Source organism: Aeromonas sp. 600948 (assembly GCF_049174875.1).
GTDB classification, from domain to species: Bacteria; Pseudomonadota; Gammaproteobacteria; order Enterobacterales; family Aeromonadaceae; genus Aeromonas; species Aeromonas veronii_A.
The window spans coordinates 36,551-59,273 of sequence record NZ_JAAKTY010000022.1; the positions used below are offsets into that span (position 1 = coordinate 36,551).

At 62.9% G+C, this 22,723-nt stretch carries 18 protein-coding genes; 2 read left to right on the forward strand and 16 right to left on the reverse strand.

The genetic code is table 11. The features are described 5' to 3' along the window. On the forward strand, nt 1–966 hold the full coding sequence (locus G5182_RS16690) for an ABC transporter permease (protein WP_021230728.1): 966 nt from the start codon (nt 1–3) through the stop codon (nt 964–966). A 265-nt stretch (nt 967–1,231) separates the two neighbouring features. On the opposite strand, the gene G5182_RS16695 is transcribed toward G5182_RS16690, so the two are convergent. Further along, nucleotides 1,232–3,223 carry a bifunctional 2',3'-cyclic-nucleotide 2'-phosphodiesterase/3'-nucleotidase gene (locus G5182_RS16695; protein WP_227341625.1) on the reverse strand — a complete coding sequence of 664 codons (1,992 nt, stop codon included), beginning with the start codon at nt 3,221–3,223 and terminating at the stop codon, nt 1,232–1,234. A 365-nt stretch (nt 3,224–3,588) separates the two neighbouring features. On the opposite strand from G5182_RS16695, the gene G5182_RS16700 reads away from it, so the two are divergent. Beyond that, on the forward strand, nt 3,589–4,530 hold the full coding sequence (locus G5182_RS16700; RefSeq protein ID WP_216952623.1) for a hypothetical protein: 942 nt from the start codon (nt 3,589–3,591) through the stop codon (nt 4,528–4,530). Nucleotides 4,531–4,611: 81 nt separating this feature from the next. On the opposite strand, the gene mgtE is transcribed toward G5182_RS16700, so the two are convergent. The 15 genes from mgtE to argS all read right to left on the reverse strand — a co-directional run bounded on the left by mgtE (nt 4,612) and on the right by argS (nt 22,488). Further along, nucleotides 4,612–6,036 carry a magnesium transporter gene (mgtE, locus tag G5182_RS16705; RefSeq protein ID WP_219296754.1) on the reverse strand — a complete coding sequence of 475 codons (1,425 nt, stop codon included), beginning with the start codon at nt 6,034–6,036 and terminating at the stop codon, nt 4,612–4,614. Between the two features lie 146 nt (nt 6,037–6,182). After that, nucleotides 6,183–7,583, reverse strand: coding sequence for a siroheme synthase CysG (cysG, locus tag G5182_RS16710; RefSeq protein ID WP_227341624.1), 1,401 nt, complete (start codon nt 7,581–7,583; stop codon nt 6,183–6,185). 12 nt (nt 7,584–7,595) lie between these two features. Continuing rightward, a complete protein-coding gene (nirC, locus tag G5182_RS16715) occupies nt 7,596–8,408 on the reverse strand; it encodes a nitrite transporter NirC (protein ID WP_005340778.1) in 813 nt (270 codons plus the stop codon). A gap of 57 nt (nt 8,409–8,465) precedes the next feature. Further along, complete coding sequence (nirD, locus tag G5182_RS16720) at nt 8,466–8,783, reverse strand: nitrite reductase small subunit NirD (protein WP_039039697.1); 318 nt, start codon at nt 8,781–8,783, stop codon at nt 8,466–8,468. Continuing rightward, a complete protein-coding gene (gene nirB, locus G5182_RS16725; RefSeq protein WP_421231162.1) occupies nt 8,783–11,329 on the reverse strand; it encodes a nitrite reductase large subunit NirB in 2,547 nt (848 codons plus the stop codon). Before nirB ends, nirD begins: the two co-directional genes overlap by 1 nt. Before the next feature lie 296 nt (nt 11,330–11,625). Further along, a complete protein-coding gene (locus G5182_RS16730) occupies nt 11,626–12,714 on the reverse strand; it encodes an ABC transporter permease (protein ID WP_005355575.1) in 1,089 nt (362 codons plus the stop codon). A 3-nt stretch (nt 12,715–12,717) separates the two neighbouring features. Then, a complete protein-coding gene (locus G5182_RS16735) occupies nt 12,718–13,827 on the reverse strand; it encodes an ABC transporter permease (protein WP_213320503.1) in 1,110 nt (369 codons plus the stop codon). After that, nucleotides 13,824–15,593, reverse strand: coding sequence for an ATP-binding cassette domain-containing protein (locus tag G5182_RS16740; RefSeq protein ID WP_421231161.1), 1,770 nt, complete (start codon nt 15,591–15,593; stop codon nt 13,824–13,826). The genes G5182_RS16735 and G5182_RS16740 overlap by 4 nt, the downstream gene beginning before the upstream one ends. Then, complete coding sequence (hlyD, locus tag G5182_RS16745) at nt 15,590–16,558, reverse strand: secretion protein HlyD (RefSeq protein WP_421231160.1); 969 nt, start codon at nt 16,556–16,558, stop codon at nt 15,590–15,592. The genes G5182_RS16740 and hlyD overlap by 4 nt, the downstream gene beginning before the upstream one ends. A gap of 85 nt (nt 16,559–16,643) precedes the next feature. Continuing rightward, nucleotides 16,644–17,285 (reverse strand): TetR/AcrR family transcriptional regulator, encoded by a 642-nt coding sequence (locus G5182_RS16750; RefSeq protein WP_201995017.1) that lies wholly within the window; start codon nt 17,283–17,285, stop codon nt 16,644–16,646. A gap of 268 nt (nt 17,286–17,553) precedes the next feature. Beyond that, nucleotides 17,554–18,882: an HslU--HslV peptidase ATPase subunit gene (gene hslU / locus G5182_RS16755; RefSeq protein WP_227341621.1), complete on the reverse strand. Its 1,329-nt coding sequence runs from the start codon at nt 18,880–18,882 to the stop codon at nt 17,554–17,556. 64 nt (nt 18,883–18,946) lie between these two features. Further along, entirely contained in the window at nt 18,947–19,480 is a 534-nt protein-coding gene (hslV, locus tag G5182_RS16760; RefSeq protein WP_204384878.1) for an ATP-dependent protease subunit HslV, read from the reverse strand. A gap of 186 nt (nt 19,481–19,666) precedes the next feature. After that, the gene (locus G5182_RS16765) at nt 19,667–19,861 is read right to left on the reverse strand and encodes a DUF1737 domain-containing protein (RefSeq protein ID WP_227341620.1); all 195 of its coding nucleotides are present in this window, start codon (nt 19,859–19,861) and stop codon (nt 19,667–19,669) included. A 35-nt stretch (nt 19,862–19,896) separates the two neighbouring features. Further along, nucleotides 19,897–20,739 carry an SPOR domain-containing protein gene (locus G5182_RS16770; RefSeq protein ID WP_227341619.1) on the reverse strand — a complete coding sequence of 281 codons (843 nt, stop codon included), beginning with the start codon at nt 20,737–20,739 and terminating at the stop codon, nt 19,897–19,899. A 3-nt stretch (nt 20,740–20,742) separates the two neighbouring features. Next, nucleotides 20,743–22,488, reverse strand: coding sequence for an arginine--tRNA ligase (gene argS / locus G5182_RS16775; protein WP_227341618.1), 1,746 nt, complete (start codon nt 22,486–22,488; stop codon nt 20,743–20,745). Nucleotides 22,489–22,723 lie beyond the last annotated feature (235 nt).

Below are 22,723 nucleotides of genomic sequence, written 5' to 3' on the forward strand. Positions count from 1 at the left end.
ATGTTTGAAATTCTGATCCTGATGCTGGATGCGACCATTCGTACCGCGCCGCCGCTCATTTTGGCCGCCATGGCGGGCATGTTCTGCGAGCGCTCCGGGGTGGTCAACATCGCGCTGGAAGGCAAACTGCTGGCGGCGGCGTTCGCCAGTGGTGCGGCGGCGGCGGTCTCCGGTTCTGCCTGGATAGGTCTGGGTGCCGGGGTGGGTGTCTCCATCCTGTTTGCCCTGATGCACGGCTTTGCCACCATCACCCACCGGGGTGATCAGGTGGTGAGCGGTATGGCCATCAACATTCTGGCGGCCGGTCTGACCGTCACCTTGGGCCGTTACTGGTTCGATCAGGGTGGCCAGACCCCGGCGCTCTCCGGTGATGCCCGTTTCGCCCCCATCGATCTGCCCTATGCCAAGGAGCTGTGGGATGTGCCGGTGATCGGCCAGCTCTACAGCGAGCTGCTGAGCGGCCACTCCCTGCTGGAGTACGTGGCGTTCGCCTGCGTGCCGCTGGCATGGTGGGTGATGTTCCGTACCCGCTTCGGTCTGCGTCTGCGGGCGGTGGGTGAGGCGCCCGCAGCGGTCGATACCGCCGGTATCTCTGTGGTGCGGATGCGCTACACCGCGCTCCTCATTGGCGGCCTGCTGGCCGGTATTGGTGGCACCTATCTGGCGGTGGCCCAGACGGCCCAGTTCATCCCCAACATGAGTGCGGGTAAGGGCTTTATGGCGCTGGCGGCGCTGGTGTTTGGCAAGTGGCGCCCCTGGAATGCCATGGCCGCCTGCCTGCTGTTCGGCTTCCTCGATGCGGTCGCCATCCGCCTGCAAGGGGTCAGCATCGGTGGCTTCGCCATTCCGGTGCAGGCCATCGAGGCACTGCCCTACATCCTGACCGTGTTCCTGCTGGCCGGCTTTATCGGCCGTGCCGTGGCACCCAAGGCACTTGGTACACCTTATGTGAAGGAGCGGGAGTAGCGCCCTCTATCGCGATACTCCCACCCACGCAAATAACTGCAGGCCCACTTCGGTGGGCCTGTTTTTTTATGGGCGGTATGGGGCAGACCAGCCGGGATCTGGATGGTTCGATAGAGGGAGGCGATGGCGTGAAGGGATAAACGGGCTGCGCGATCTGCTGCAGGTCGTGGTTGGCGTACAGGCGCTGACCCTCTGCCTGCACCATCAAAAACCCCCTCGTATCAGGAGGGGGTTGCAGAGGTTATTGCTCGGTTAGCGGTGTGGCTCAGGGGGCCAGCACCAGCTTGTAGACGCCAAAGCCGGGGTGTTTGGCATCGGTGGGTGGCAGGGTCTCCACATAGTTCAGCTTGCCACCGGTCAGGGCTTGCGCCTCGCTGCGTGGCGAGCTGTAGATGCGCAGATCCAGATTGGCGGGCAGGGGGGCCAGCTGCCAGTTGTTGTCTGCCGGGGGCTCGAAACCGGCCGGATTCTTCTCTGCCAGATCCTTGAGGTATTCGGAGAGCACTTCGCGGGTTTCGAACTGATCTTCATGGACGATCACCTTGGCGTTGATGCCCGGGAAGTTGCCACCACCGCTGGCGCGGTAGTTGTTGGTCACAACGTAGAACATCTGGGCCGGGTCGATTGCCTTGCCCTGATAGGTGAGGTTGGTGATGCGATAGCTGTCGCTCACCTTGTTGCCATCCACATCGTAACGGGCAGGTTTGGTCACATCGACCTGATAGTTCACCCCGTCGATCACGTCGAAGTTGTAGGTGCGGTACTTCTCGTTCACCAGCCACTGGGTGGCGGTGCTGGCGGCATCGATCTTGTTGAACTGGACGGCGCTCTTCTCCAGCCACTCCTGTACGGTCGCGCCATTGATGGCGACTACCTGCAGGGTGTTGGGGTAGACATAGAGGTCGGCCACGTTGCGCAGGGAGATATTGCCAGCCGGTACATAGGTGAAGTCGGTCGGGCCGTTGCGACCGCCGCGGAATGGTGCGGCGGCGGAGAGGATGGGCCATTTCTCCTTGAGCTGACCATCCTGTTGCAGCTTCTTGGCATGCCACAGCTGGGCGTCACTGACGATCTGGATGGAGGGGTCATCCTGCACCAGCGCGAAGAAGCTGTGGATTGGCTTGGTGATCTTGCTGAGGGGCTCGTCCAGCCACTGGTTTGCCTGCTCGTGCTCGGCAATGACCTGATCGACCACCGCCTGATCTTCGGTGCTGCTGGCGCTGCTGTCGATCTTGCGCAGCTGGGACTGGCTGGAGGCCACTTCCCAGCGACCCTCTTTCCAGGTCATATGCAGGTCGATGATGCCGAGGTGGTTGCCCCAGACGCCCGGCATCACGGTCGGTACGCCCGCCAGGGTGCCTTTCTCGTTGTCCACGTCGGTCATGTTGGGGTAGTCACCCGGGAAGGTGCGGTGGGCGTGGCCCAGCAGCAGGGCATCGACCCCCTTCACCTTGGCCAGCGGCAGTGCGGCGTTCTCCATCATGGGTTCGCGCGGGTCACCTATGATGCCGGTATGGGCCACGACCACGACGATGTCTGCGCCCTTGGCGCGGATTTCGGGTACATAGTGCTCGGCGGTCTCGACCATATCGGCCACCACCACCTTGCCTTCCAGATTGCGCTTGTCCCACTGGGTGATCTGGGGCGGGGTCAGGCCCAGCACACCGACCTTGATGGTCTGGGTATTGCCGTTGGCATCCTTCACCTGACGATCCAGCACCACATAGGGTTTGAACTTCTGCTTGCTCCAGTCGATGGTGCCCTTGCCATCACGGCTGAAGGCATCGGCCTGGAAGACGTTGGCGTTGATGTAGGGGTAGTTGGCCCCTTTCAGGGTCTCTGAGAGGAAGTCGAGACCGAAGTTGAATTCGTGGTTGCCCAGGTTGCCGACATCATAGCTCATGGTGTTGAGCGCCTTGATGGCGGGGTGGGTCTGCTTGCTCAGCCACTGCTGTTTGACCTGCTGGTCGTGGATATAGTCGGCCAGCGGGGTGCCCTGGATCAGGTCGCCGTTGTCGATCAGCAAGTTGTTGGCGTTCTCTTCGCGGGCCTTGCGGATCAGCACAGCGGTGCGGGCAAAGCCCAGCGAGGCATCCGGCTTGTTCTGGTAGTAGTCGTAGCTCAGCAGGTTGGAGTGGATATCAGAGGTTTCGATCAGCCGCAGGGTGAGATCACCGGGGGCCTGAGAGTTGTTGTCGTCACAGCCGGACAGCAAAAAGATAACTGCCACCGCGCTCAGTTTGAGGGTGGTTTTCATTGTTGAATTCTCTTGTTATGGGTATGCCAGCGTGGAGCATTCTATCGATAGCAAAAGAATCCTATTGTGAGCCGGCTGGCAATTCGGGTTAATTGCCTTCCTGTTAATAGAGTTATGGCTCTGATTTTAATCTCTTTTTTTTTATCTTTCTTCAGGGCCGCCACCCTCAATGCTATTTCACTGTTAGTCACCCTGTTGTCGTCACCGCTGTGCGGTCGGGGCAAGCGGAGCGGTCTGCCGCTCCTGCGAGGCTGTAATGGTTGGTTACAGATCTCCATTCGACTGATAGATGACCTTTCCCTTAAATTCAGCGGCGATTGATTGCATCTAAAAAATTACAAAGCGACAGCAAGGAATAAAACTTCATGAAAATGCACAACAAAGCGCTGCTGGCCATCGCCTGCGCTGCGGCCCTGTCTGCCTGTGACAGCGAAAAAGCTGCCAACAGCATCGCCAAGCGGGTGCCTCTGGCTCTGCCGGAGGCGGGTCTTTACCAAGCGAATCTGATGAGCCGCGACGGTGACAAGGCGACGCCGCGCATGATCAAGGATCTGGATGGTCTGGCGCTGGTCTACCCGAAGGGTGAAACCGTGCAGTACTGGGGTGTCTGGGTGGATCATCAGGTGGGCAAGGTCGAGACCAACAGCCAGTGGCTGGGTCAGGCTGACCAGAAAGCCGACAAAGACGGGATCTACCCGGTGCAGTTGATCCGCAACAGCGAGCGGCTCGGCACCAGCACGGCGCTCAGCTCGGTGACCAACGACCACAACCTCATCACCTTCCAGGATCAGCCGGTCATCGATCTGCAGGGCAAGGAGATCAAGCGCTGGGTTTTTGATTTCACCCGGACCGGCACCAAGTTCTCCGACAACTCCCCCATCTATTCCGGTTTCAGCGGTCATGTGGCGGTGACGGCCCTGACCACCAAAGCGGTGACCACGGCCAGCTGGAGTGCCACGGACAGCGATGGCTTCAGCAGCGACATGGTGGGCAAGGTGGATACCACCAACAACGGCGGCAAGCTGACGGTAGCGATCGAGTTTCCGGCGGCAGGTTGTACGCTGGTGGGCGAGGGGAGTGCCACTGCCGGGTTGAGCAAGCTGACCATGACCGGATTTGGCAAGTGCAACTTCAAGCAATCCGCTGCCGCCACGCCGATCGAAAACCTCTGGAATGCCGCTCTGGCCCGGGCGATGGATAACAGCGTCGCCTATGTCACCACCTATACCACGGATGCCAAAAAAGAGGCGCTGGTCATCGGCTTCCCCGACACCAATGGCCTGCTGATCACCGCTGACAAGCGGTAAGCAGCCCAACGGCAGGGGCGGGCAAACACGCCTGAAACAACAAGGGAGCCAGTGGCTCCCTTGTTGTTTTCAACGCACGGTTTACAGCAGGAACAGGGTCGCCAGCCCGAGGAAGATAAAGAAGCCGCCTGTGTCGGTGATGGCGGTGATCATCACGCTGGCACCGACTGCCGGGTCGCGGCCGAGGCGGGTCATGGTCATGGGGATGATGACCCCCATCAGGGCGGCCACCAGCAGGTTGAGCATCATGGCCAGGGTCATCACGGCGCCGAGCGCCGCATCCTGATAGAGCAGATAGGTGGCGATGCCCATGGTGCCGCCCCACACCAGCCCGTTGATAAAGGCGACGCCAAGTTCCCGCAGCAGCAGGAAGGAGAGGTTGCCTGCCTGAATGTGCTGCAGCGCCAGCGCCCGCACTATCATGGTGATGGTCTGGTTACCGGTGTTGCCGCCGATCCCGGCGACGATGGGCATCAGGGCCGCCAGTGCCACCAGCTGGGAGATGGTGTGCTCGAACAGGCCGATCACCCGCGAGGCGACAAAGGCGGTGCAGAGGTTGATGGCAAGCCAGGCCCAGCGGGTCTTGACCGCCTTGGAGACCGGGGCGAACACGTCTTCATCCTCGCTGATACCCCCCATCCGGCGCAGGTCGGTGTCGCTCTCCTCATAGACCAGATCCACCACCTCTTCGACGGTGAGGCGGCCCATCAGCTTGCCCTTGCCATCCACCACGGCGGCGGAGAGCAGGTCATCCCGTTCGAAGGTGCGGGCCGCCGCTTCGTCGTTATCCTCCGGATCGAAGGTGACCGGATCCCGCTCCATCACGTCGCTCACCAAGGTGGCGGGCTTGTGCAGCAGTACAGTGGTGAGGGCCAGCTCCCCCAGCAGGTGGTTGCGCCGATCGATGACGAACAGCTTGTCGGTGTTGGCGGGGATCTTGCCGCGCAGCCGCAGATAGCGCTGCACCGTGGCGAGCGTCACCTCGGGGCGGATGGTGATGATCTCGAAGTCCATCATGGCGCCGACGGTGTGCTTGCCGTAGCGGATCACCTCCCGCACCCGATCCCGGTCGGCGGGGGCCATATAGGTGAGCAGCCGCCCCATCAGGTTGCGCGGCAGGTACTGGCCCAGATAGATCTGGTCGTCGATATCCAGGGTGCGCAGGGCGTGCAGCAGCTCCTTGTCGCTCATCCCGCTGATGAGGCTGTCCCACACCGTCTCCGACGCTTCGACCAGGATCTGGCCGCGTTTCTCCTCCTCCACCAGCGCCCACAGGGCATGACGCTCATCGGGCGGCAGCGATTCCAGCGCATCGGCGACGTCGGCGGCGGGCAACCCGTTGACCAGCGTGGTGAGTTCGCTGGTCTGATCGCGCTGCTCGGCATCCTGCACCACCTGCGGGTCGAGCAGGCTGTCGGTGAGGGCATCATCGCGCAGCAGCAGGGTGAGAATGCGGGATCTGTCATCCGCGCGCTGCCGGGCGCTGTTCTTGATGGGAAGAGACATGGGATGAATTCCTGAGATGGTAGCCAAGGGCTCAATGCCCATAGGATACCAGACTTAAAACAACAGGTTATGACCGTGATGGGAGAAGAGGGAGGTAAAAGTGAGGCCACCTGCTGGTGGCCTCATGGCGAGTTGCCGAGGATCCCTCAGGCGAGGGCTTGCTGGCGCTGCGGGGCCTCGCCAAACCAGGCGAGCCGGTCGGCCAGGGTCACCACCGAGCCCACCATGATGAGGGCAGGACTCTCGACCCCCACCGCCAGCGCGGGCAGCTCATCAAGGGTGCCGCGAATGACCCGCTGGCAGGGCTGGGTGCCGCGCTCGATCAGCGCCACCGGGGTGTCGCCCCCCTTGCCGTGGGCCAGCAGCTGCTCGCGGATGGTGGCGCAGCTCGATAGCCCCATGTAGAACACTAGGGTTTGTTTGTCTTTGGCCAGCAGCGGCCAGTCGAGATCCCGGGCGCCACCCTTGCCGTGGGCGGTGACGAAACGCACGCTCTGGGCGTGGTCGCGGTGGGTGAGCGGAATGCCGGCGTAGGCGGCGCAGCCGCTGGCCGCGGTGATGCCGGGCACCACCTGAAAGCCGATGCCTGTGCCGACCAGCGTCTCCAGCTCCTCGCCGCCACGGCCGAAGATAAAGGGATCGCCCCCCTTGAGACGCACCACCCGTTGCCCCTTCTTCGCCTCCTCCAGCAAGAGCTGGTTGATCCCCTCCTGCGGCACGCAGTGGTTGCCCGCCTGCTTGCCGACGAAGATGCGTTTGGCGTCGCGGCGCACCAGCGCCATCACTTCGTCCGAGACCAGCCGGTCGTAAACCACCACGTCCGCCTGCTGCATCTGGCGCAGGGCGTGCAGGGTGAGCAGACCCGGATCGCCGGGGCCGGCTCCCACCAGTACCACCTCGCCTCCGGTCTGGCTCCCGTCGGCAAACAGGTTGTCGGCCAATTGGTGGGCAGAGGCACTATCACCGCGGGCCAGCGCTTGACCGAGCCGATCCGCTCCGAGCAGCCGCTCCCAGAAGCGACGCCGCTCCCCCATGCTGGCGAAGCGGGCCTTGACCCGCTCCCGCAGGCTACCGGCAAAGGTCGCCACGGCCCCCAGATGTTGCGGCAGCAGGGCTTCCAGTTTTTCCCGCAGCAGCCGGGCCAGAACAGGTGCCTTGCCGCCGGAGGAGATGGCCACCATCAGCGGCGAGCGGTCGATGATCGACGGCATGATGAAGCTGGAGCGTTTCGGGTCATCCACCACGTTGGCAAAGATCCGCGCCTGATTGGCGCTCTGGTAGACCAGCGCATTCACCTCGCGCCGATCGGTGGCGGCCACCACCAGCCACTTGCCCGCCAGTTGTTCCGGCACAAATTCACCGGCCAGCCACTCGATGCTCCCGTTGGCAGCCAGTTCCGCCAGCTCGGGGTCGAGCTCGGGCGCGACTACTGTGAGGTGGGCACCGGCATCCAGTAGCAGGCGCGCCTTGCGCTCCGCTACCTCGCCGCCGCCGACCAGCAGCACGGGTTTGTTGTCGAGTCGGCAAAAGATGGGCAAGTAGTCCATGGGGCCTCCGGATCAGGCGGTTCGGGTCTGGTTGGCGGTGCTGGTGGTCTCGCTCACTGCAACCGGGCGTTCAGCTTTCGGGGTGGCATACCAGTAGCCGAGGCCCATAAAGAGGACGCCGGAGACGGTGTTGCCCAGGGTCACCCACAGCAGGTTGTGGCCGATGCCGCCCAGGGTGTAGGCCTCGGAGTGGGCGCCAAACCAGGAGAGGGCGAACAGGGTCATGTTGGCGATGGAGTGCTCGTAGCCGGAGGCGATAAAGGCCAGCAGGCACCACCAGATGGCGATGAAGCGGGCGGCCCCTTCGGTGCGCAGCGCCATCCAGATGGCGAGGCAGACCAGCCAGTTGCAGAGGATCCCCTTCATAAACAGGGTCAGGGCCGGAGCCTGGGTCTTGGCCAGCGCCACCTTGTGGGCCAGACTGCCCGCATCCGGCAGCAGGCTGCCGCCGTAGGAGTAGATGAGCGCCACCACAACGGAGCCAATCAGGTTGCCCGCCCAGGTCTGCGGCAGGATACGCAGCAGGTCGGCCATGGTGATTTTGCCCGTCTTCACCCCGAAGGTGAGGAACATGGTGTGGCCGGTAAACAGCTCGGAGCCGGCGATGATCACCAGCGTCAGGGCGATACCGAAGGTGGCCCCCATCACCAGCGGCCGGATGGCGGGATCCACCAGATTGCCGAGGGTGAAGATCAGGATGATGCCGAGGCCCACATAGGCCCCCGCCATGGCGGAGCTGAGCCAGAAGCCGAGCTTGTCGCTGCGCTCGAAGCGGTTGATGCGGGCCGCGTTGGCGGCGCACTTGTTGATGGTTTCCGTGTACATCTTGTGAGTCCTTGAAAGGGCTGCCCACAGGCAGCCCGAAAGAGAGTGAATTTGTCTTTAGACAGCGACCCAGACCTGCTGGTCGCGCACTTCAACGGGGTAGCTTTGAACCGACATGGCGGGGTTGTCGAAACAGTGGCCATCGCTCAGACGAAAGCGCTGCTTCTTGAGCGGGCTGGCGACCCAGAGCTCGCCGTCGTGTTCGCAGATCAAACCCCGCGACAGCACGTTGGCGGCGAAGAAGGGATCCCGGTTGTCGATGGCGAACACCTCGGCGGCCGCGCTCGGGCGGAACAGGGCGATCTGGCGACCCTCAATGAGTGCGCAGACGCCGGTGCCCGGCAGGATGTCGTTGAGTTGGCAGGCGAATTTCATCATTTGGTTTCCACTTCGATCTGGTAGACGGGGATGCGCTCGGCCGGGGTCGCCGGTCGGTGCTGGTCGCGTTCGCTGACGAACTGGACGTCCGGGTCACGCTTGTCGCTGTTGATGAAGTGGCTGAAGCGCTTGAGCGCCTCCTCTTCATTAAGGGTGCGCGACCATTCGCACTCGTAGCTGTCGATGAGGGTCTGGATATCGCGCTCCAGCGTCTCGGCCAGCCCCAGCTTGTCGTCGACGATCACCTCGCGCAGGTAGTCGACACCCCCTTCCAGATTGCCGAGCCAGACCGATGTGCGCTGCAGTTTGTCGGCGCTGGTGACGTAGAACATCATAAAGCGGTCGATCAGCTTGATGAGGGTTTCGCGGTCAAGGTCAGAAGCCAGCAGATCGGCGTGGCGCGGTTTCATGCCGCCGTTGCCGCCCACATAGAGGTTCCAGCCCGCATCGGTGGCGATGATGCCGACATCCTTGCCCTGGGCTTCCGCACATTCGCGGGTACAGCCGGAGACGCCGAACTTCATCTTGTGCGGGGTGCGAATCCCCTTGTAGCGGTTCTCGAGGAAGACCCCGAGGCCAACGCTGTCCTGCACGCCGAAGCGGCACCAGGTGCTGCCGACACAGGTCTTGGCCATACGCAGCGCCTTGGCATAGGCCTGACCTGTCTCGAATCCGGCTGCCAGCAGCTTGCGCCAGATGGCGGGCAGGTCATCCTTCTGAGCCCCGAACAGGCCGATGCGCTGGGCGCCGGTGATCTTGGTGTAGAGCTTGTAGTCGCGGGCCACTTCGGCCACCGCCAGCAGCCCTTCCGGGGTCACTTCACCGCCGGCCATGCGCGGGATGACGGAGTAGCTGCCGTCCTTTTGCATGTTGCCGAGGAAGATGTCGTTGGTGTCCTGCAGTGGGATGTTGCGCGGGCTCAGCACATGCTCGTTCCAGCAGGAGGCGAGGATGGAGCCGACGGTCGGTTTGCACACCTCACAGCCATAGCCCTGACCGTGCTTGGCCAGCAGCTCGTCGAAGCTCTTGATCCCCTCCACCTTGACCAGATGGAACAGCTCCTGACGGGAGTGGGGGAAGTGGGCGCAGAGGTGGTTGTTGACCTCGATGCCCTGCTTCACCAGCTCGGCGTTGAGTACCTGACTGATGAGCGGCACACAGCCGCCGCAGCCGGTTCCGGCCTTGGTGTGCTGCTTGATGGCGGCCAGGGTGGTGTGACCCTCGGCCACCGCCTGAGCGATGTCGCCTTTGGAGACGTCAAAGCAGGAGCAGATCTGGGCGCTTTCCGGCAGGGCATCCACCCCCAGCGTCGGTTTGGCTCCGGCGTAGGCGGGCAGGATCAGGGTGTCCGGGTGGCTCGGCAGCGGCAGGGCGTTGAGCATCATCTGCAGCAGGTTGCCGTAATCTTCCACGTCACCCACCAGCACGGCGCCGAGCAATCGGCTGTTGTCTTCGCTCACCACGATCTTCTTGTAGACGCCAGCCTGATCGTCCTGAAACACATAGCTGTGGCTGCCCGGGGTGCGGCCGTGAGCATCGCCGATGGAGCCGACGGAGACGCCGAGCAGTTTCAGCTTGGCGCTCATGTCCGCCCCTTCGAAGCGGCTGTCGCCGCCCTGCAGATGGTCGACGGTGATCTGGGCCATCTTGTAGCCCGGCGCTACCAGCCCGAAGAAGCGGCCCTGCCAGGCGGCGCACTCGCCGATGGCATAGATGTCGGGGTCTGAGGTGAGGCAGTGATCGTCGATGACGATGCCGCCGCGCTCGGCGATGGCGAGATCACCGTAACGGCCGAGGGTATCTTGCGGGCGAATGCCGGTGGAGAAGACCACCACATCCACTTCCAGCTGGCTGCCATCGGCAAAGGCGAGGCGGTGTTTCGCCTGCTCACCGCCATGCATCAGGATCTCGCTGGTGCTCTTGCTGGTGTGCACCTGCACGCCCATGGATTCAATCTTGCGGCGCAGCAGCTGGCCGCCCTGACCGTCGAGCTGCTCGGCCATCAGTACCGGAGCAAACTCCACAACGTGGGTCTCGAGACCCAGCGCCTTGAGGGCACCGGCCGCTTCGAGGCCAAGCAGGCCGCCCCCGATCACCACCCCGCTCTTGCCACTCCTGGCGGCGCTGCGAATGGCTTTCAGATCCTCGATGGTGCGGTAGACGAAGCACTCGTGGTGCTGACTGCCCGCAATGGGCGGCACCCAGGGGTAGGAGCCGGTGGCCAGCACCAGCTTGTCGTACCCGACCACAGTGCCCTTGTTGGAGTGCACTTCGCGGTTGGCCCTGTCGATTTTTTTCACCGCTTCGCCGAGCAGCAGGCGGATGCCGTGCTTGTCGTAGAAGCCGGGTTTGACGAGGGAGAGATCTTCGCTGGTGTGATGGGAGAAGTAGGAGGAGAGATGGACGCGATCGTAGGCGGGACGGGGTTCTGCACCGAAGACGGTGATCTCGTAGCGGCCCGGCTCGGCCCGCTCGATCAACTCTTCGATGAAGCGGTGCCCCACCATGCCGTTGCCCACAACGACCAGTCTGACTTTGCTCATGATTGCCTCTAGTTTGGAGTAATAAAACATCATTCTGGGGCTAGGCTACCCAGTCAGTCGGGGCGGGCAATTGATGCAAATCAAGTGTCTATTTATATATCTCGTCAGGGGTAATTCGATAAAATTCAAAGATATACAAAAATAGGTATACCAGTTGATGATTTCTGCGCTGGCTTGGAGTGAGGGATGGTGGAGGGAAAGCCCGGTTTACCCACGGCCGGGGAGTGAAAACTTCTGGCGGAAAATGGCCGGCCTCGCACTGGGCGAGACCGGCATCAGCTGAACAAGGTGGCGCGTCAGGCGATATGGCGGCGGAACATGGCGAGCGCCAGCGACAGGGTGACGCCGGCGATGGCGAGCAGCGGCCAGAGCAGGGGCCAGGCGGCCGACCAGTCAAACCCCTTGAGGAAGACCCCCTTGAGCAGCACGATGAAGTGGGTGAGGGGGTCGATGGCCGCCAGCCACTGGAACACCTGCGGCATGTTCTCCACCGGCGAGATGTAGCCCGAGAGGATCACCGCCGGGACGGTGAAGGAGAAGACCCCGAGAAAGGCCTGCTGCTGGGTCGAGCAGAACGACGAGATGAAGAGCCCGATCCCGGCCAGTGCCAGCCCGTAGCAGACCATGCCCGCCATCAGCAGGCTGAGGCTGCCGGCAAAGGGGAGGTGAAAGACAAAACGGGCGGCCAGCGCGACTATGCACCCTTGCCCCACCGCCACCATGATGCCGGGCACCGCCTTGCCCGCCATGATCCAGCCCGCGGTGAGGGGGGAGACCAGCAGCTGATCGAAGGTGCCCTCTTCTCGCTCCCGTGCGACCGAGAGGGCGGTGACAATCAGGCAGCCAGTGGTGGTGATGATGGCCACCAGCGCTGGCAGGATATGCCAGTGGAACTCGACGTTGGGGTTGTAGAGGTTGCGTACCGCCAGCTCGGGTTGCCCCTTGCCCTCACTTTGCCAGCGGGCGATCACCTGACTGATGTAGCCAGCCGCCACCTGACCACCGTTGGAGCGGCGGCCATCGATGATCAGCTGCACCTTGGCCGGTTCGCCCCGCGCCAGCCGACGCGAGAAATCCCCTGGAATAATCAGCCCGAGCAGTGCCTGCTGCCCGGTGATGGCCTCGGTCATGCCCGCCTCGCCTTGCACCGGGATGATGGTGGTGAAGGCGGGCATATGGGTGAGGCGCTCCAGCAGCTCGCGGCTCTGGGCACCGCCATCCTGGTTGTAGATGGCCAGCGTGTTGCCGGTCACCTCCAGAGTGGCGGCGAACGGGAAGAGGGCGGTCTGCAGCAGCACCGGCATGATGAGCAGAAAGCGCCCCTGAGTATTGCCCATCAGGGCCTGCAGCTCTTTTCGGATCAGCCACCAGAGTCGGATCAGCATGGGTTACTCCAGAGTGCGCCGCGTCTTGCGGGCGGTCAGGGCCAGCCAGAAACCGGCCAGCAGCAGCAGACAGAAACCGTTGACCAGCAGGATCGAGAAGACGCTGCCCGCCTGATAGAGGGTCTGCAGCGAGCTTGCGAAGTAACGGGCCGGAATGAGGTGGGTGATGGCCCGAAGCCAAGGCGGCATGCTGGCGATCTCGAACACGAAGCCCGACAGCATCACCGCGGGCAGAAAGGCGGCGATCAGCGCTGCCTGCGCGGCATTGAACTGGCTGCGCATCACGGTGGAGAGGAACAGCCCGAGTCCGAGCGCGCTGCCGAGAAAGACGCTGGTGACCAGAAAGAGCAGCAGCAGGGAGCCGCGCCATGGCACGCCCATTACCGCCACCGAGAAGAGCAGGCAGAGCAGCATGGCGATGATGCCGAGGCCATAGTAGGGTAACAGTTTGGAGAGCAGCAGCTCCCCCTTGGTGACCGGGGTGGCGAGCAGCGCCTCCATGGTGCCGCGCTCCCACTCCCGCGCCACCACCAGCGAGGTGAGCAGGGCGCCTATGATGGTCATCACCACCGCAATGGAGCCCGGTACCAGAAAGTTGCGGCTCACCAGCGCCGGATTGAACCAGGCGCGGCTCTCTATCGACACCGGCATGGCGACCCCCTCGCCAGCGAGCCACCCCTGCCAGATCCCCTGCACATAGTTGGTGACGAAGTTGGCGGTGTTGGGCTCGGAGCCGTCGGTGAGCAGCAGCGCCTGCGGCGTGCCATTGCCCTGACCGGCCAGCGCGCGGGAGAAACCGTCGTCGATCACCAGCAGGCCGCGGATCTCGCCACGGGCCAGACTGGCGAGCAGGGACTCCTTGCTCGGGCCGCTGTGGATCTCCAGTGCGGTAGAGCCGCGCAGGGCCTGCTCCAGCCGCACCGCTGGGGCGCCGCTATCGGTACGCCAGATGCCGAGGCGCAGATGGTCCACATCCAGATTGATGGCGTAACCCATCACCACCAGTAGCACCACCGGCATGATGAAGGCGATGAGGATGCTGCTCGGGTCACGGACGATTTGCAGCGTCTCCTTGCGGCAGAGGGCCAGCAGTCGCCGACGGTTGATGCTCATGCGTCCTCCTCGCTGGCCCGCTCGACCAGGGTGATAAAGGCCTCTTCCATTGTTGGCAAAGAACAGGTCGGCAAGGAGCCGGTTGGCAAAGAGGTCGCCGCCTCTTTGGCGGCCAGCCCTTTGAGATCGTCCGGGGTGCCGAGCGCCAGCAGCTTGCCGCGATAGATGAGGGCGATGCGGTCGCAATACTCCGCCTCGTCCATAAAATGGGTGGTGACCAGCACGGTGACGCCGTGGTCGGCCAGCGCGTTGATGTGCGACCAGAACTCGCGCCGGGTCACCGGATCGACCCCGGAGGTGGGCTCGTCGAGGAACAGCAGCGGCGGCTCGTGCAGCAGGGCGCAGGCCAGCGATAAGCGCTGGCGCAGACCGAGCGGCAGGGATTCCGCCTTTTGATCGAGCCAGGGGGCGAGGGAAAAGGCAGTCACCATGGCGTCGATCCGCGTCTGCTGGTGGCGGCCGAACAGGCCGTAAATACCGGCGAAAAAGGAGAGGTTCTGCGCTACGGTAAGCTGCTTGTAGAGGGAGAACTTCTGCGCCATGTAGCCGAGGCGCTGGCGCGCCGCCGAGGGGCTGTGGGCCAGATCGATGCCGGTCACCAGCGCCTGTCCCTCGCTCGGGCGCAGCAGGCCGCACTCCATCTTGAAGGTGGTGGACTTGCCCGCCCCGTTGGGGCCGAGCAGGCCGAAGATCTCGCCGCGGCGCACTGCAAAGCTGACATCATCGGTGGCGGCAAAATCGCCGAACCGCTTGGTGAGGTGGCGCGCCTCGATCACCGCCTCGGGGGAGACCCCCTGCGGCAGTTCGGCTTCCCGCATCCCGGCTGCCAGACTCGACTCCCCACCGGGGCCGCCGCCGAGCAGGTCGATAAAGGCATCCTCCAGCCGGGGCTGGGCCGGTTGAAAGGTGCCGTTGGCGAGATGCAGCTCCGGGAGCGGCGGGGGCGTCATGCCCGGGTGCAGCAGCAGGCGAACCCGCTCCCCCGCCACCGCGCCATCCATCACTGCCGGGTGAGCCAGTGCCCGGCGCAGCAGGGCGCGCCGCTCGCGGCCATCCAGTTGCCCCGCCTCCAGCAGCCAGCAGCGGCTGGCCATGGCCCCCATCAGATCGGCCGGGGTGCCGCTGGTGCGCACCTCGCCATCCGCCATCAGCAGCACGTGGTCGCACAGCTCCGCCTCATCGAGATAGGCGGTACTCCAGAGCACCGTCATCCCTCCCTTGGCCAGCTCGCGTACCATCTGCCAGAGGGCGCGGCGGGAGATGGGATCGACCCCGACCCCCGGTTCGTCGAGCAGCAGCACATCCGGGGTGCCGAGCAGGGCGCAGGCCAGCCCGAGCTTCTGCTTCATGCCGCCAGAGAGCTTGCCTGCGGGTCGCGCAGTGAAGCGGGCGAGGTCGGTGAAGGCGAGCAGCCGTGCGAAGGTAGGGGTGCGTTCGGGCTCCAGTACGCCGCGCAAGTCAGCGTAGAGGGTGAGGTTCTCCAGCACGCTGAGATCCTCGTAGAGGCCGAACTGCTGGGGCATGTAGCCGAGGCGCTGGCGCAGCAGATCCCCCTCGCTCACCGGGTCCAGCCCCAGCACCCGGATGGTGCCCGCTTCGGGGATCAGCAGACTGGCCAGCAGGCGCAGCAAAGTGCTCTTGCCCGCGCCGTCGGGGCCGACCAGCCCGGTGATGCCGCCAGCCGGAATGGTGGCCGAGATGGCGTTGAGGGCGACCCGCTCGCCAAAGCGTTTGGTGAGCCCCTCAATAGAGATGGCGCAGCTCATGGCGCCAGCCTGACGGTGACCGGCATCCCCTGGCGCAGGGCCGGGTCGGGGTCCTGCACCACGATACGCAGCCGGTAGACGAGGTGAGTGCGCAGATCCGGCGTCTCCACCGATTTCGGGGTGAACTCGGCGGTCGGCGAGACAAAGCCCACTACCCCGTGATAGGGCTGATCCGGCCGCGAGTCGGTGGTGAGGGTCACCTTGGCGCCGCTCGGGAAGTGGCCGAGCCAGGGCTCCTCCACATAGGCGCGCACCCAGACCGGTGCGGTCATGGAGAGGTTGAAGGCGGTTGCACCGCTCTGCACCATGCTGCCGTTTTCGACGGCGCGGCTGATGATGATGCCGTCGCTGGGGGCGGTCAGGCTGGCATCCGCCAGCGCCAGTTCGGCACTGGCGAGCGCCGCTTTGGCCCCTTCCAGTTGGGCATCGGACTGGGCAATCTCTTCCGGGCGGTAGCCGGTTTCGAGCTGGGCGAGCTGCTCGCGGGCGGAGCGCACCTGCGCCCGGGTCTGATCCCGCTGGGAGCGGGCGGTATCGAGCTGACCGCGGGAGATGGCGCCGGTGGCTGCCAATGCGATCTGGCGGCGCCACTGCTGGTCTGCCTCCAGTGCAGCGGCCTCGGCGGCGTCCAGTGCGGCCCGGGCGCGGTCGGTCTCTTCGCTGCGATAGCCTTTGTGGATCAAGGTGTTGGCGGCAGTGAGCGCAGCCAGATTGGCGCGGGCGCTGTCGCGGCTGTGGGTGAGGGGAATCGGATCGAGGCGGGCCAGCAGTTGACCGGCTTTTACGCTATCGCCCTCATCGACCAGCACCTGATCGACGCGACCGCCGACTCGAAAGGCCAGATTGACGTCGCGAATATCGACATTGCCGTAAAGGATGGAGCCGTCGGCGGGGCGCCCCTGCCACCAGAGGTAGCCACCGATAACGGTTAGCAGCAGGGCTGCGATGGCAATGCGTTGCTTCATACCGTTTCTCCTTGAAGAGGACACTGCAACCAGAGGTAACCACTGAGAGCGGCCAGCAGCAGAGCTGCCATCGCGATGCGTTGTTTCATGCAGCGTCTCCTTCTTTGATGTCGGTGGGGCGCAGGCCGCGCAGGGCCCATACCAGCCGCTGTCTGGCGGCCTCGGGGTTGTCTATCTGGCTGAGAAAGGGGGCTGCCTGTTCGGGCAGCCAGCCGAGCTGACGACCGCTGCCTGCGATCACCAACGGCAGGCCGACCGACCCCATGATGAAGATCATCAGCTGGAGCGGGTGACCCGCGACCAGCGACCCTTCCGCCTGTGCCATCCGTACCTGCTCGATCAGCAGCAGGGGATGGCGGCGCGGCAGGCTGAGCAGAAAGCGCTGGGCCGCCCCTTCGCCCGCCAGCGCATCGCCAAACAGGTGGTTGATAAAGCCGCGCTGGCGCGCCACCAGCCCGATCAGCGCCTCCATGGTCGCCTCGAACATGGCGATGGCGGAGGGGTAGGAGCCTTTGGCTGCCACCGCCTTGAGCTCGTCATAGAGGGGGGCGTACCAGAGCTCCACCAGCTCGTCGATAAAGGCGTCGCGGTTGCCGAAGTGGTAGACGAAGGAGCCGAGGTTCACCTCGGCCGCCGCCGCCAGCTCGCGCACCGTCAGGCCGCGCAGCCCTTTCTCGGTAGCGATGGCGAGGCCGGTATCGAGCAGTTTCTGCCGGGTTGGATTCATCTTTCGGGTTCCTGTTGCGCAGCTTTCGATCTGATTTATACGTATGTATAAATCAATCACACAGAAGTTGATAGATCTTTTTTTGAGCAGATTTCAGCAGGGATGAAAAACGGTGGGCTTTCGTAAGGGGAGGTATGAAAGCGCCTTGGGATTGAATGGATCGCCGCAGATAGGGCTAGAGTCCGGGCGACGGAGGCGGGATGAAATGGGTGGCAGGGAAATAAAAACGCCTCCACAAGGGAGGCGTTTTCAGGTCCATCGATCGCGCTTACAGAATAAAGCGGCTCAGGTCCTCGTCTTCAATCAGCTTGCCGAGGTGGGCGTTGACGTAGTCGGTGTCGATGACAAAGGTCTCACCGGACTTCTCGGAGGCGTCATAGGAGATATCTTCCATCAGGCGCTCCATCACGGTGTGCAGACGACGGGCACCGATGTTCTCGGTACGCTCGTTGACCTGCCAGGCCGCTTCGGCCAGACGGCGGATGCCATCCTGGGTGAACTCGATGTTGACCCCTTCGGTGGCCATCAGCGCCTTGTACTGATCGGTCAGGGAGGCGTTCGGTTCGGTCAGGATACGCTCGAAGTCATCTGTGGTCAGGGCGGTCAGCTCGACGCGGATCGGCAGACGGCCCTGCAGCTCGGGGATGAGGTCGGACGGCTTGGCGATCTGGAAGGCGCCGGAGGCGACAAACAGGATGTGGTCGGTCTTGACCATGCCGTGCTTGGTGTTGACGGTGCAACCTTCAACCAGCGGCAGCAGGTCGCGCTGTACCCCTTCACGGGAGACGTCGGGGCCCGAGCTCTCGCCACGCTTGCAGATCTTGTCGATCTCGTCGAGGAAGACGATGCCGTTGTTCTCGACCGCGGCGATCGCTTTCTGCTTCAGCTCTTCCGGATTGACCAGACGGGCAGCTTCCTCTTCGATCAGCGCTTTCATGGCCTCTTTGACCTTGATCTTGCGCTTCTTCTTCTGGCTCTGGCCCAGGTTCTGGAACAGCCCCTGCAACTGGTTGGCCATCTCTTCCATGCCCGGCGGGGTCATGATTTCGACGCCCATCGGGGAGGCGGAGAGTTCCAGCTCGATCTCCTTGTCATCCAGCTGACCTTCCCGCAGTTTCTTGCGGAAGATCTGGCGGGTGTTGGAGTTGTCGGCTTTCTCTTCCTCACCCCAGGTGTTGCGCGGGTTGGGCAGCAGGGCGTCGAGGATGCGCTCTTCGGCGGCTTCCTCGGCGCGATATTTCATCTTCTCCATCTCGGTTTCGCGCACCAGCTTGATGGCGGCATCGGTCAGATCGCGGATGATGCTGTCTACTTCCTTGCCGACATAGCCCACTTCGGTGAACTTGGTCGCTTCCACCTTGATGAAGGGGGCGTTGGCCAGTTTGGCCAGACGACGGGCGATTTCGGTCTTGCCGACACCGGTCGGGCCGATCATCAGGATGTTTTTCGGGGTCACTTCATGGCGCATCTCTTCGTTGAGTTGCATCCGGCGCCAGCGGTTGCGCAGGGCAACGGCAACGGCACGCTTGGCATCGGCCTGACCAATGATGTGACGATCCAGCTCGTGGACGATTTCTCTCGGGGTCATCTCGGACATGATGGTGTTCCTGTATCCGGGGCGGGCAGTGCCCACCCCTTGGGAAATTGGGTTGGCTGGCGCCTTATTTGGCAACGTAGTCCAGCACTTCGATGGTGTGGTTGCCGTTGGTGAAGACGCAGATGTCGCCCGCAATCTTGAGGGACTTCTCGACAATGCTCCTGGCATCCAGCTCGGTGTTTTCCAGCAGCGCGATGGCGGCGGACTGGGCGAAGTTGCCACCGCTGCCGATGGCGATGAGATCGTGCTCCGGCTGCACCACGTCACCGTTGCCGGTGATGATGAAGGATTTGTGTTCGTCGGCCACGGCCAGCAGTGCTTCGAGGCGGCGCAGGGCGCGATCGGTGCGCCAATCTTTGGCCAGCGCCACGGCGGCGCGCTCCAGATTACCCTGATGGGCCTGCAGTTTTGCTTCGAAACGTTCGAGCAGGGTGAAGGCGTCGGCGGTACCGCCAGCGAAACCTGCCAGCACCTTGCCGTTATAGAGGCGATGAACCTTGCGGGCGTTGCCCTTCATGACGGTGTTGCCAAGAGAGACCTGGCCATCGCCACCGATGACGACCTGACCGTTGCGGCGAACTGAAACTATGGTAGTCACTTTACTTACCTCGCTTGAGCCGAATGACGGCCTGACTGTGCATGGCAAGAAAGATGGGGATGGCAAACGGGCTTTTCAACCCTGCCTTTGGTCGGGATAAACGGGGTAGCAATCAGGGTGGGTGCGAGTGACACCAAAAGAACAGGGCCGGGTGTTGCCACCCGGCCCTGCTGCAAACTGTCCGCATTATGTTGTTTCAGACCAGACTACCGCTTGGCACACGATCACAGTTTGGCCATTGAACGTCGCCGAGGGAGAACCATACAGCGTGTAGCCTTGAGCTAGTGCTTCGCTGACACGAAAACAAAATGCCGCGTCATCAGGCCCAGTAATCAAGCGGTAAACCGGAAGGCCATTTGGTGGCTGTTTCGAATTTGTCATGTTCTGGTTCTCTGCTGGTTCAGCCTGACAGTATGCTAACCCTTCTTGGCAATGCAGCCGCTGATGCCGGAGCTCTGCAGCTTGCCGTTGGCCGCGTCGGCGGCCGCCTTGCCGTTGAAGGGGCCCACCATCACCTTGTAGACCGTGCCGTTGGCCGTGTTGACCACCTGCAGGCTGGAAGAGAGACCGGCGGTGAAGGCGATACGTGCCTTTAGCGACTCTGCGGAATCCTGCGAGCGCAGAGCCGCGCACTGCATCATATAGCGACTGCTGTCGGCGGCTGCGGTCTGGGCTGGCGGGTTAGCCGCTTTGGCCTTGGCCGCTTCGGCCCGCTCCCGCTCCAGCTCGGCACGGATCTCCCGCTCCATTCGCTCCCGTTCGGCCTGGCGATCGATCACCTGTTCCCGAGCGCTGGCAACGGGCGCACCGTTGTCAGGCGTGGTCGCCGGATTGGTCTGATAGGGTTTGGACTGGCCGATGGGCGTCCCCGGTTGGGGAATGTCGGTCGGTACCGGTTGCGGCAGCTTTTCCGGCTGCAGGGTCAGAGTATCGGCGGGGGGCGGTGGCAGCACGCCCGGCTGGGGCGGTGGCTCGATAACATCGACCTGCTTGTTCTCAAGCCGTTCGATATAGCTCCACTTCTCCTGTGGCAACCCGTTGTTCTGTGGTTTTGGCTTGTTGGCCTTTACCTGCTCTTCGATGGTGGGGGCGTCGCTGCCCTTGCCATTGATCATGTAAAGGAAGCCACCAAAGCCTGCCAGCAGTGCCACGACCAGCAGCACTGGAATAACAGGAAAGCGGCGCGGAGCCGCTTTCTTGGTATTGCGGCCACCCGCCCGACGTCGTGGGCGGCTGCCGACATAATCCCGGGTTGCCATCTATTACATGCGCTCCAGGGGATGGATGCCCAGTACGCCGAGGCCCAGTTTCAGCACCTTGGCGGTGGCGGCGCACAGCAGCAGACGGCTCTGACGGGTTGCCTCGTCCACGCCATCCTTGTTGATCGGGCAGGCTTCATAGAAGGTCATGAAGTTGCCGGACAACTCGTACAGGTAGGTACAGAGCAGGTGTGGCATGCCTTTGTCGGCCACGCCGTTGACCGCGTCGGAGAACTGGATCAGCTTCTGGGCCAGCACCTCTTCGGCTTCCTCGTTCAGGGTCACATTGCCGGTAAGGGTAGCGGCATCGACGCCAGCCTTGCGGAAGATGGACTGGATACGGGTGTAGGCATACTGCAGGTAAGGGGCGGTGTTGCCTTCAAAGGAGAGCATCAGATCCCAGTCGAAGATGTAGTCGGTAGTGCGGTTCTTGGAGAGATCCGCATACTTGACCGCGCCCATGGCGATGGCGTTGACCACCTGGGCTTTCTCTTCGGCAGAGAGGTCGCTGTTGCGGCTCTCCAGCAGGGCGGCGGCGCGCTCTTCCGCTTCGTTCAGCAGGTCGACCAGCTTGACGGTGCCACCGGAGCGGGTTTTGTAGGGACGACCATCCTTGCCCAGCATCATGCCAAAGGCGTGGTGCTCGAGCGGCACGGATTCCGGCACATAACCCGCCTTGCGGGTGATGGTCCAGGCCTGCATCAGGTGCTGGTGCTGACGGGAGTCGATGAAGTACATCACCCGGTCGGCGCCCAGAGTTTCGTAACGGTATTTGGCACAGGCGATGTCGGTGGTGGTGTAGAGGAAACCGCCATCGCTCTTCTGGATGATGACGCCCATGGCCTCGCCATCCTTGTTCTTGAACTCGTCCAGGAAGACAACGGTGGCGCCTTCGCTCTCGACCGCCAGCCCCTTGGCTTTCAGGTCGGCAACGATCTCCGGCAGCATGTCGTTGTACATGGACTCGCCCATGATGTCCTTGTTGGTCAGGGAGACATTCAGGCGGTCGTAGTTGCGCTGGTTCTGCTCCATGGTCATGTCGACCAGCTTCTTCCACATGGTACGGCAGTACTCGTCGCCACCCTGCAGTTTCACCACGTAGTTACGGGCGCGCTCGGCGAAGGCTTCGTCTTCGTCGTAGCAACGCTTGGCCTGGGTGTAGAAGGCTTCCAGGTCGCGCAGCTCCATGTCGGAGGCGTTCTCGTTGGCCATCTTCTCCAGATAGGCGATCAGCATGCCGAACTGCGTACCCCAGTCACCGATGTGGTTGGCTCGCACCACCTTGTGGCCGAGGAACTCCAGCGCACGAGCGGCTACGTCACCGAGTACGGTGGAGCGGATGTGGTGCACCGCCATCTCTTTGGCTACGTTGGGGGCGGAGTAGTCCACCACCACGGTTTGTGGCGTGGGCAACCGTACGTTGGCGTTGGCAGAGGTCACCATGGCCTCGACCTGACCGGCCAGCCAGCGCTGGTCGAAGAAGAAGTTGATGAAGCCGGGGCCGGCGATCTCGACCTTGGCGATCAGGTCGGAGGCAGGCAGGTGCTCGATGATGGCCGCCGCCAGCTCACGGGGATTCTTGCGGGCCGGCTTGGCCAGCAGCATGGCCAGGTTGGTGGCCAGGTCACCGTGAGCTTTTTCCTTGCATCGGTCTACTTGCACGCGGGCTTCCAGGTCCGCCGGCAGGACGCCTGCTGACTTGAGATTGGCTACCGTTTGTTCAAGTAGATGATGAATATGCTCTTTCATAACTGACCACCAAGGTTGCGCGTCGAAAAATGACTGATATATAAGGGCGTGAATTTTACCCGCATCGGCTCGAGAAAACTATAGGGATGACCCGCCGCTCGCTGTCGGGCGGATATTTCACTGCGTTTGGCGCCATATTCCAGAATATTGGACGGAAATTATGGTGCTTATCCATTTCTACTGCATATCGAAGCGCCTTGTCCAGGCTATTTCCCCTGATTGTTAAGGGTTTTTC

Excerpts from the sequence above, each read along its gene's own strand:
- hslU (WP_227341621.1), bottom strand. The coding sequence starts at position 18,882 with ATGTCCGAGATGACCCCGAGAGAAATCGTCCACGAGCTGGATCGTCAC.
- G5182_RS16730 (WP_005355575.1), bottom strand. The coding sequence starts at position 12,714 with ATGCTGATCCGACTCTGGTGGCTGATCCGAAAAGAGCTGCAGGCCCTG.
- G5182_RS16700 (WP_216952623.1), top strand. The coding sequence starts at position 3,589 with ATGAAAATGCACAACAAAGCGCTGCTGGCCATCGCCTGCGCTGCGGCC.
- argS (WP_227341618.1), bottom strand. The coding sequence starts at position 22,488 with ATGAAAGAGCATATTCATCATCTACTTGAACAAACGGTAGCCAATCTC.
- G5182_RS16695 (WP_227341625.1), bottom strand. The coding sequence starts at position 3,223 with ATGAAAACCACCCTCAAACTGAGCGCGGTGGCAGTTATCTTTTTGCTG.
- G5182_RS16690 (WP_021230728.1), top strand. The coding sequence starts at position 1 with ATGTTTGAAATTCTGATCCTGATGCTGGATGCGACCATTCGTACCGCG.
- G5182_RS16770 (WP_227341619.1), bottom strand. The coding sequence starts at position 20,739 with ATGGCAACCCGGGATTATGTCGGCAGCCGCCCACGACGTCGGGCGGGT.
- G5182_RS16765 (WP_227341620.1), bottom strand. The coding sequence starts at position 19,861 with ATGACAAATTCGAAACAGCCACCAAATGGCCTTCCGGTTTACCGCTTG.
- nirB (WP_421231162.1), bottom strand. The coding sequence starts at position 11,329 with ATGAGCAAAGTCAGACTGGTCGTTGTGGGCAACGGCATGGTGGGGCAC.
- G5182_RS16750 (WP_201995017.1), bottom strand. The coding sequence starts at position 17,285 with ATGAATCCAACCCGGCAGAAACTGCTCGATACCGGCCTCGCCATCGCT.
- hlyD (WP_421231160.1), bottom strand. The coding sequence starts at position 16,558 with ATGAAGCAACGCATTGCCATCGCAGCCCTGCTGCTAACCGTTATCGGT.
- cysG (WP_227341624.1), bottom strand. The coding sequence starts at position 7,583 with ATGGACTACTTGCCCATCTTTTGCCGACTCGACAACAAACCCGTGCTG.
- mgtE (WP_219296754.1), bottom strand. The coding sequence starts at position 6,036 with ATGTCTCTTCCCATCAAGAACAGCGCCCGGCAGCGCGCGGATGACAGA.
- G5182_RS16740 (WP_421231161.1), bottom strand. The coding sequence starts at position 15,593 with ATGAGCTGCGCCATCTCTATTGAGGGGCTCACCAAACGCTTTGGCGAG.
- nirC (WP_005340778.1), bottom strand. The coding sequence starts at position 8,408 with ATGTACACGGAAACCATCAACAAGTGCGCCGCCAACGCGGCCCGCATC.
- nirD (WP_039039697.1), bottom strand. The coding sequence starts at position 8,783 with ATGAAATTCGCCTGCCAACTCAACGACATCCTGCCGGGCACCGGCGTC.
- G5182_RS16735 (WP_213320503.1), bottom strand. The coding sequence starts at position 13,827 with ATGAGCATCAACCGTCGGCGACTGCTGGCCCTCTGCCGCAAGGAGACG.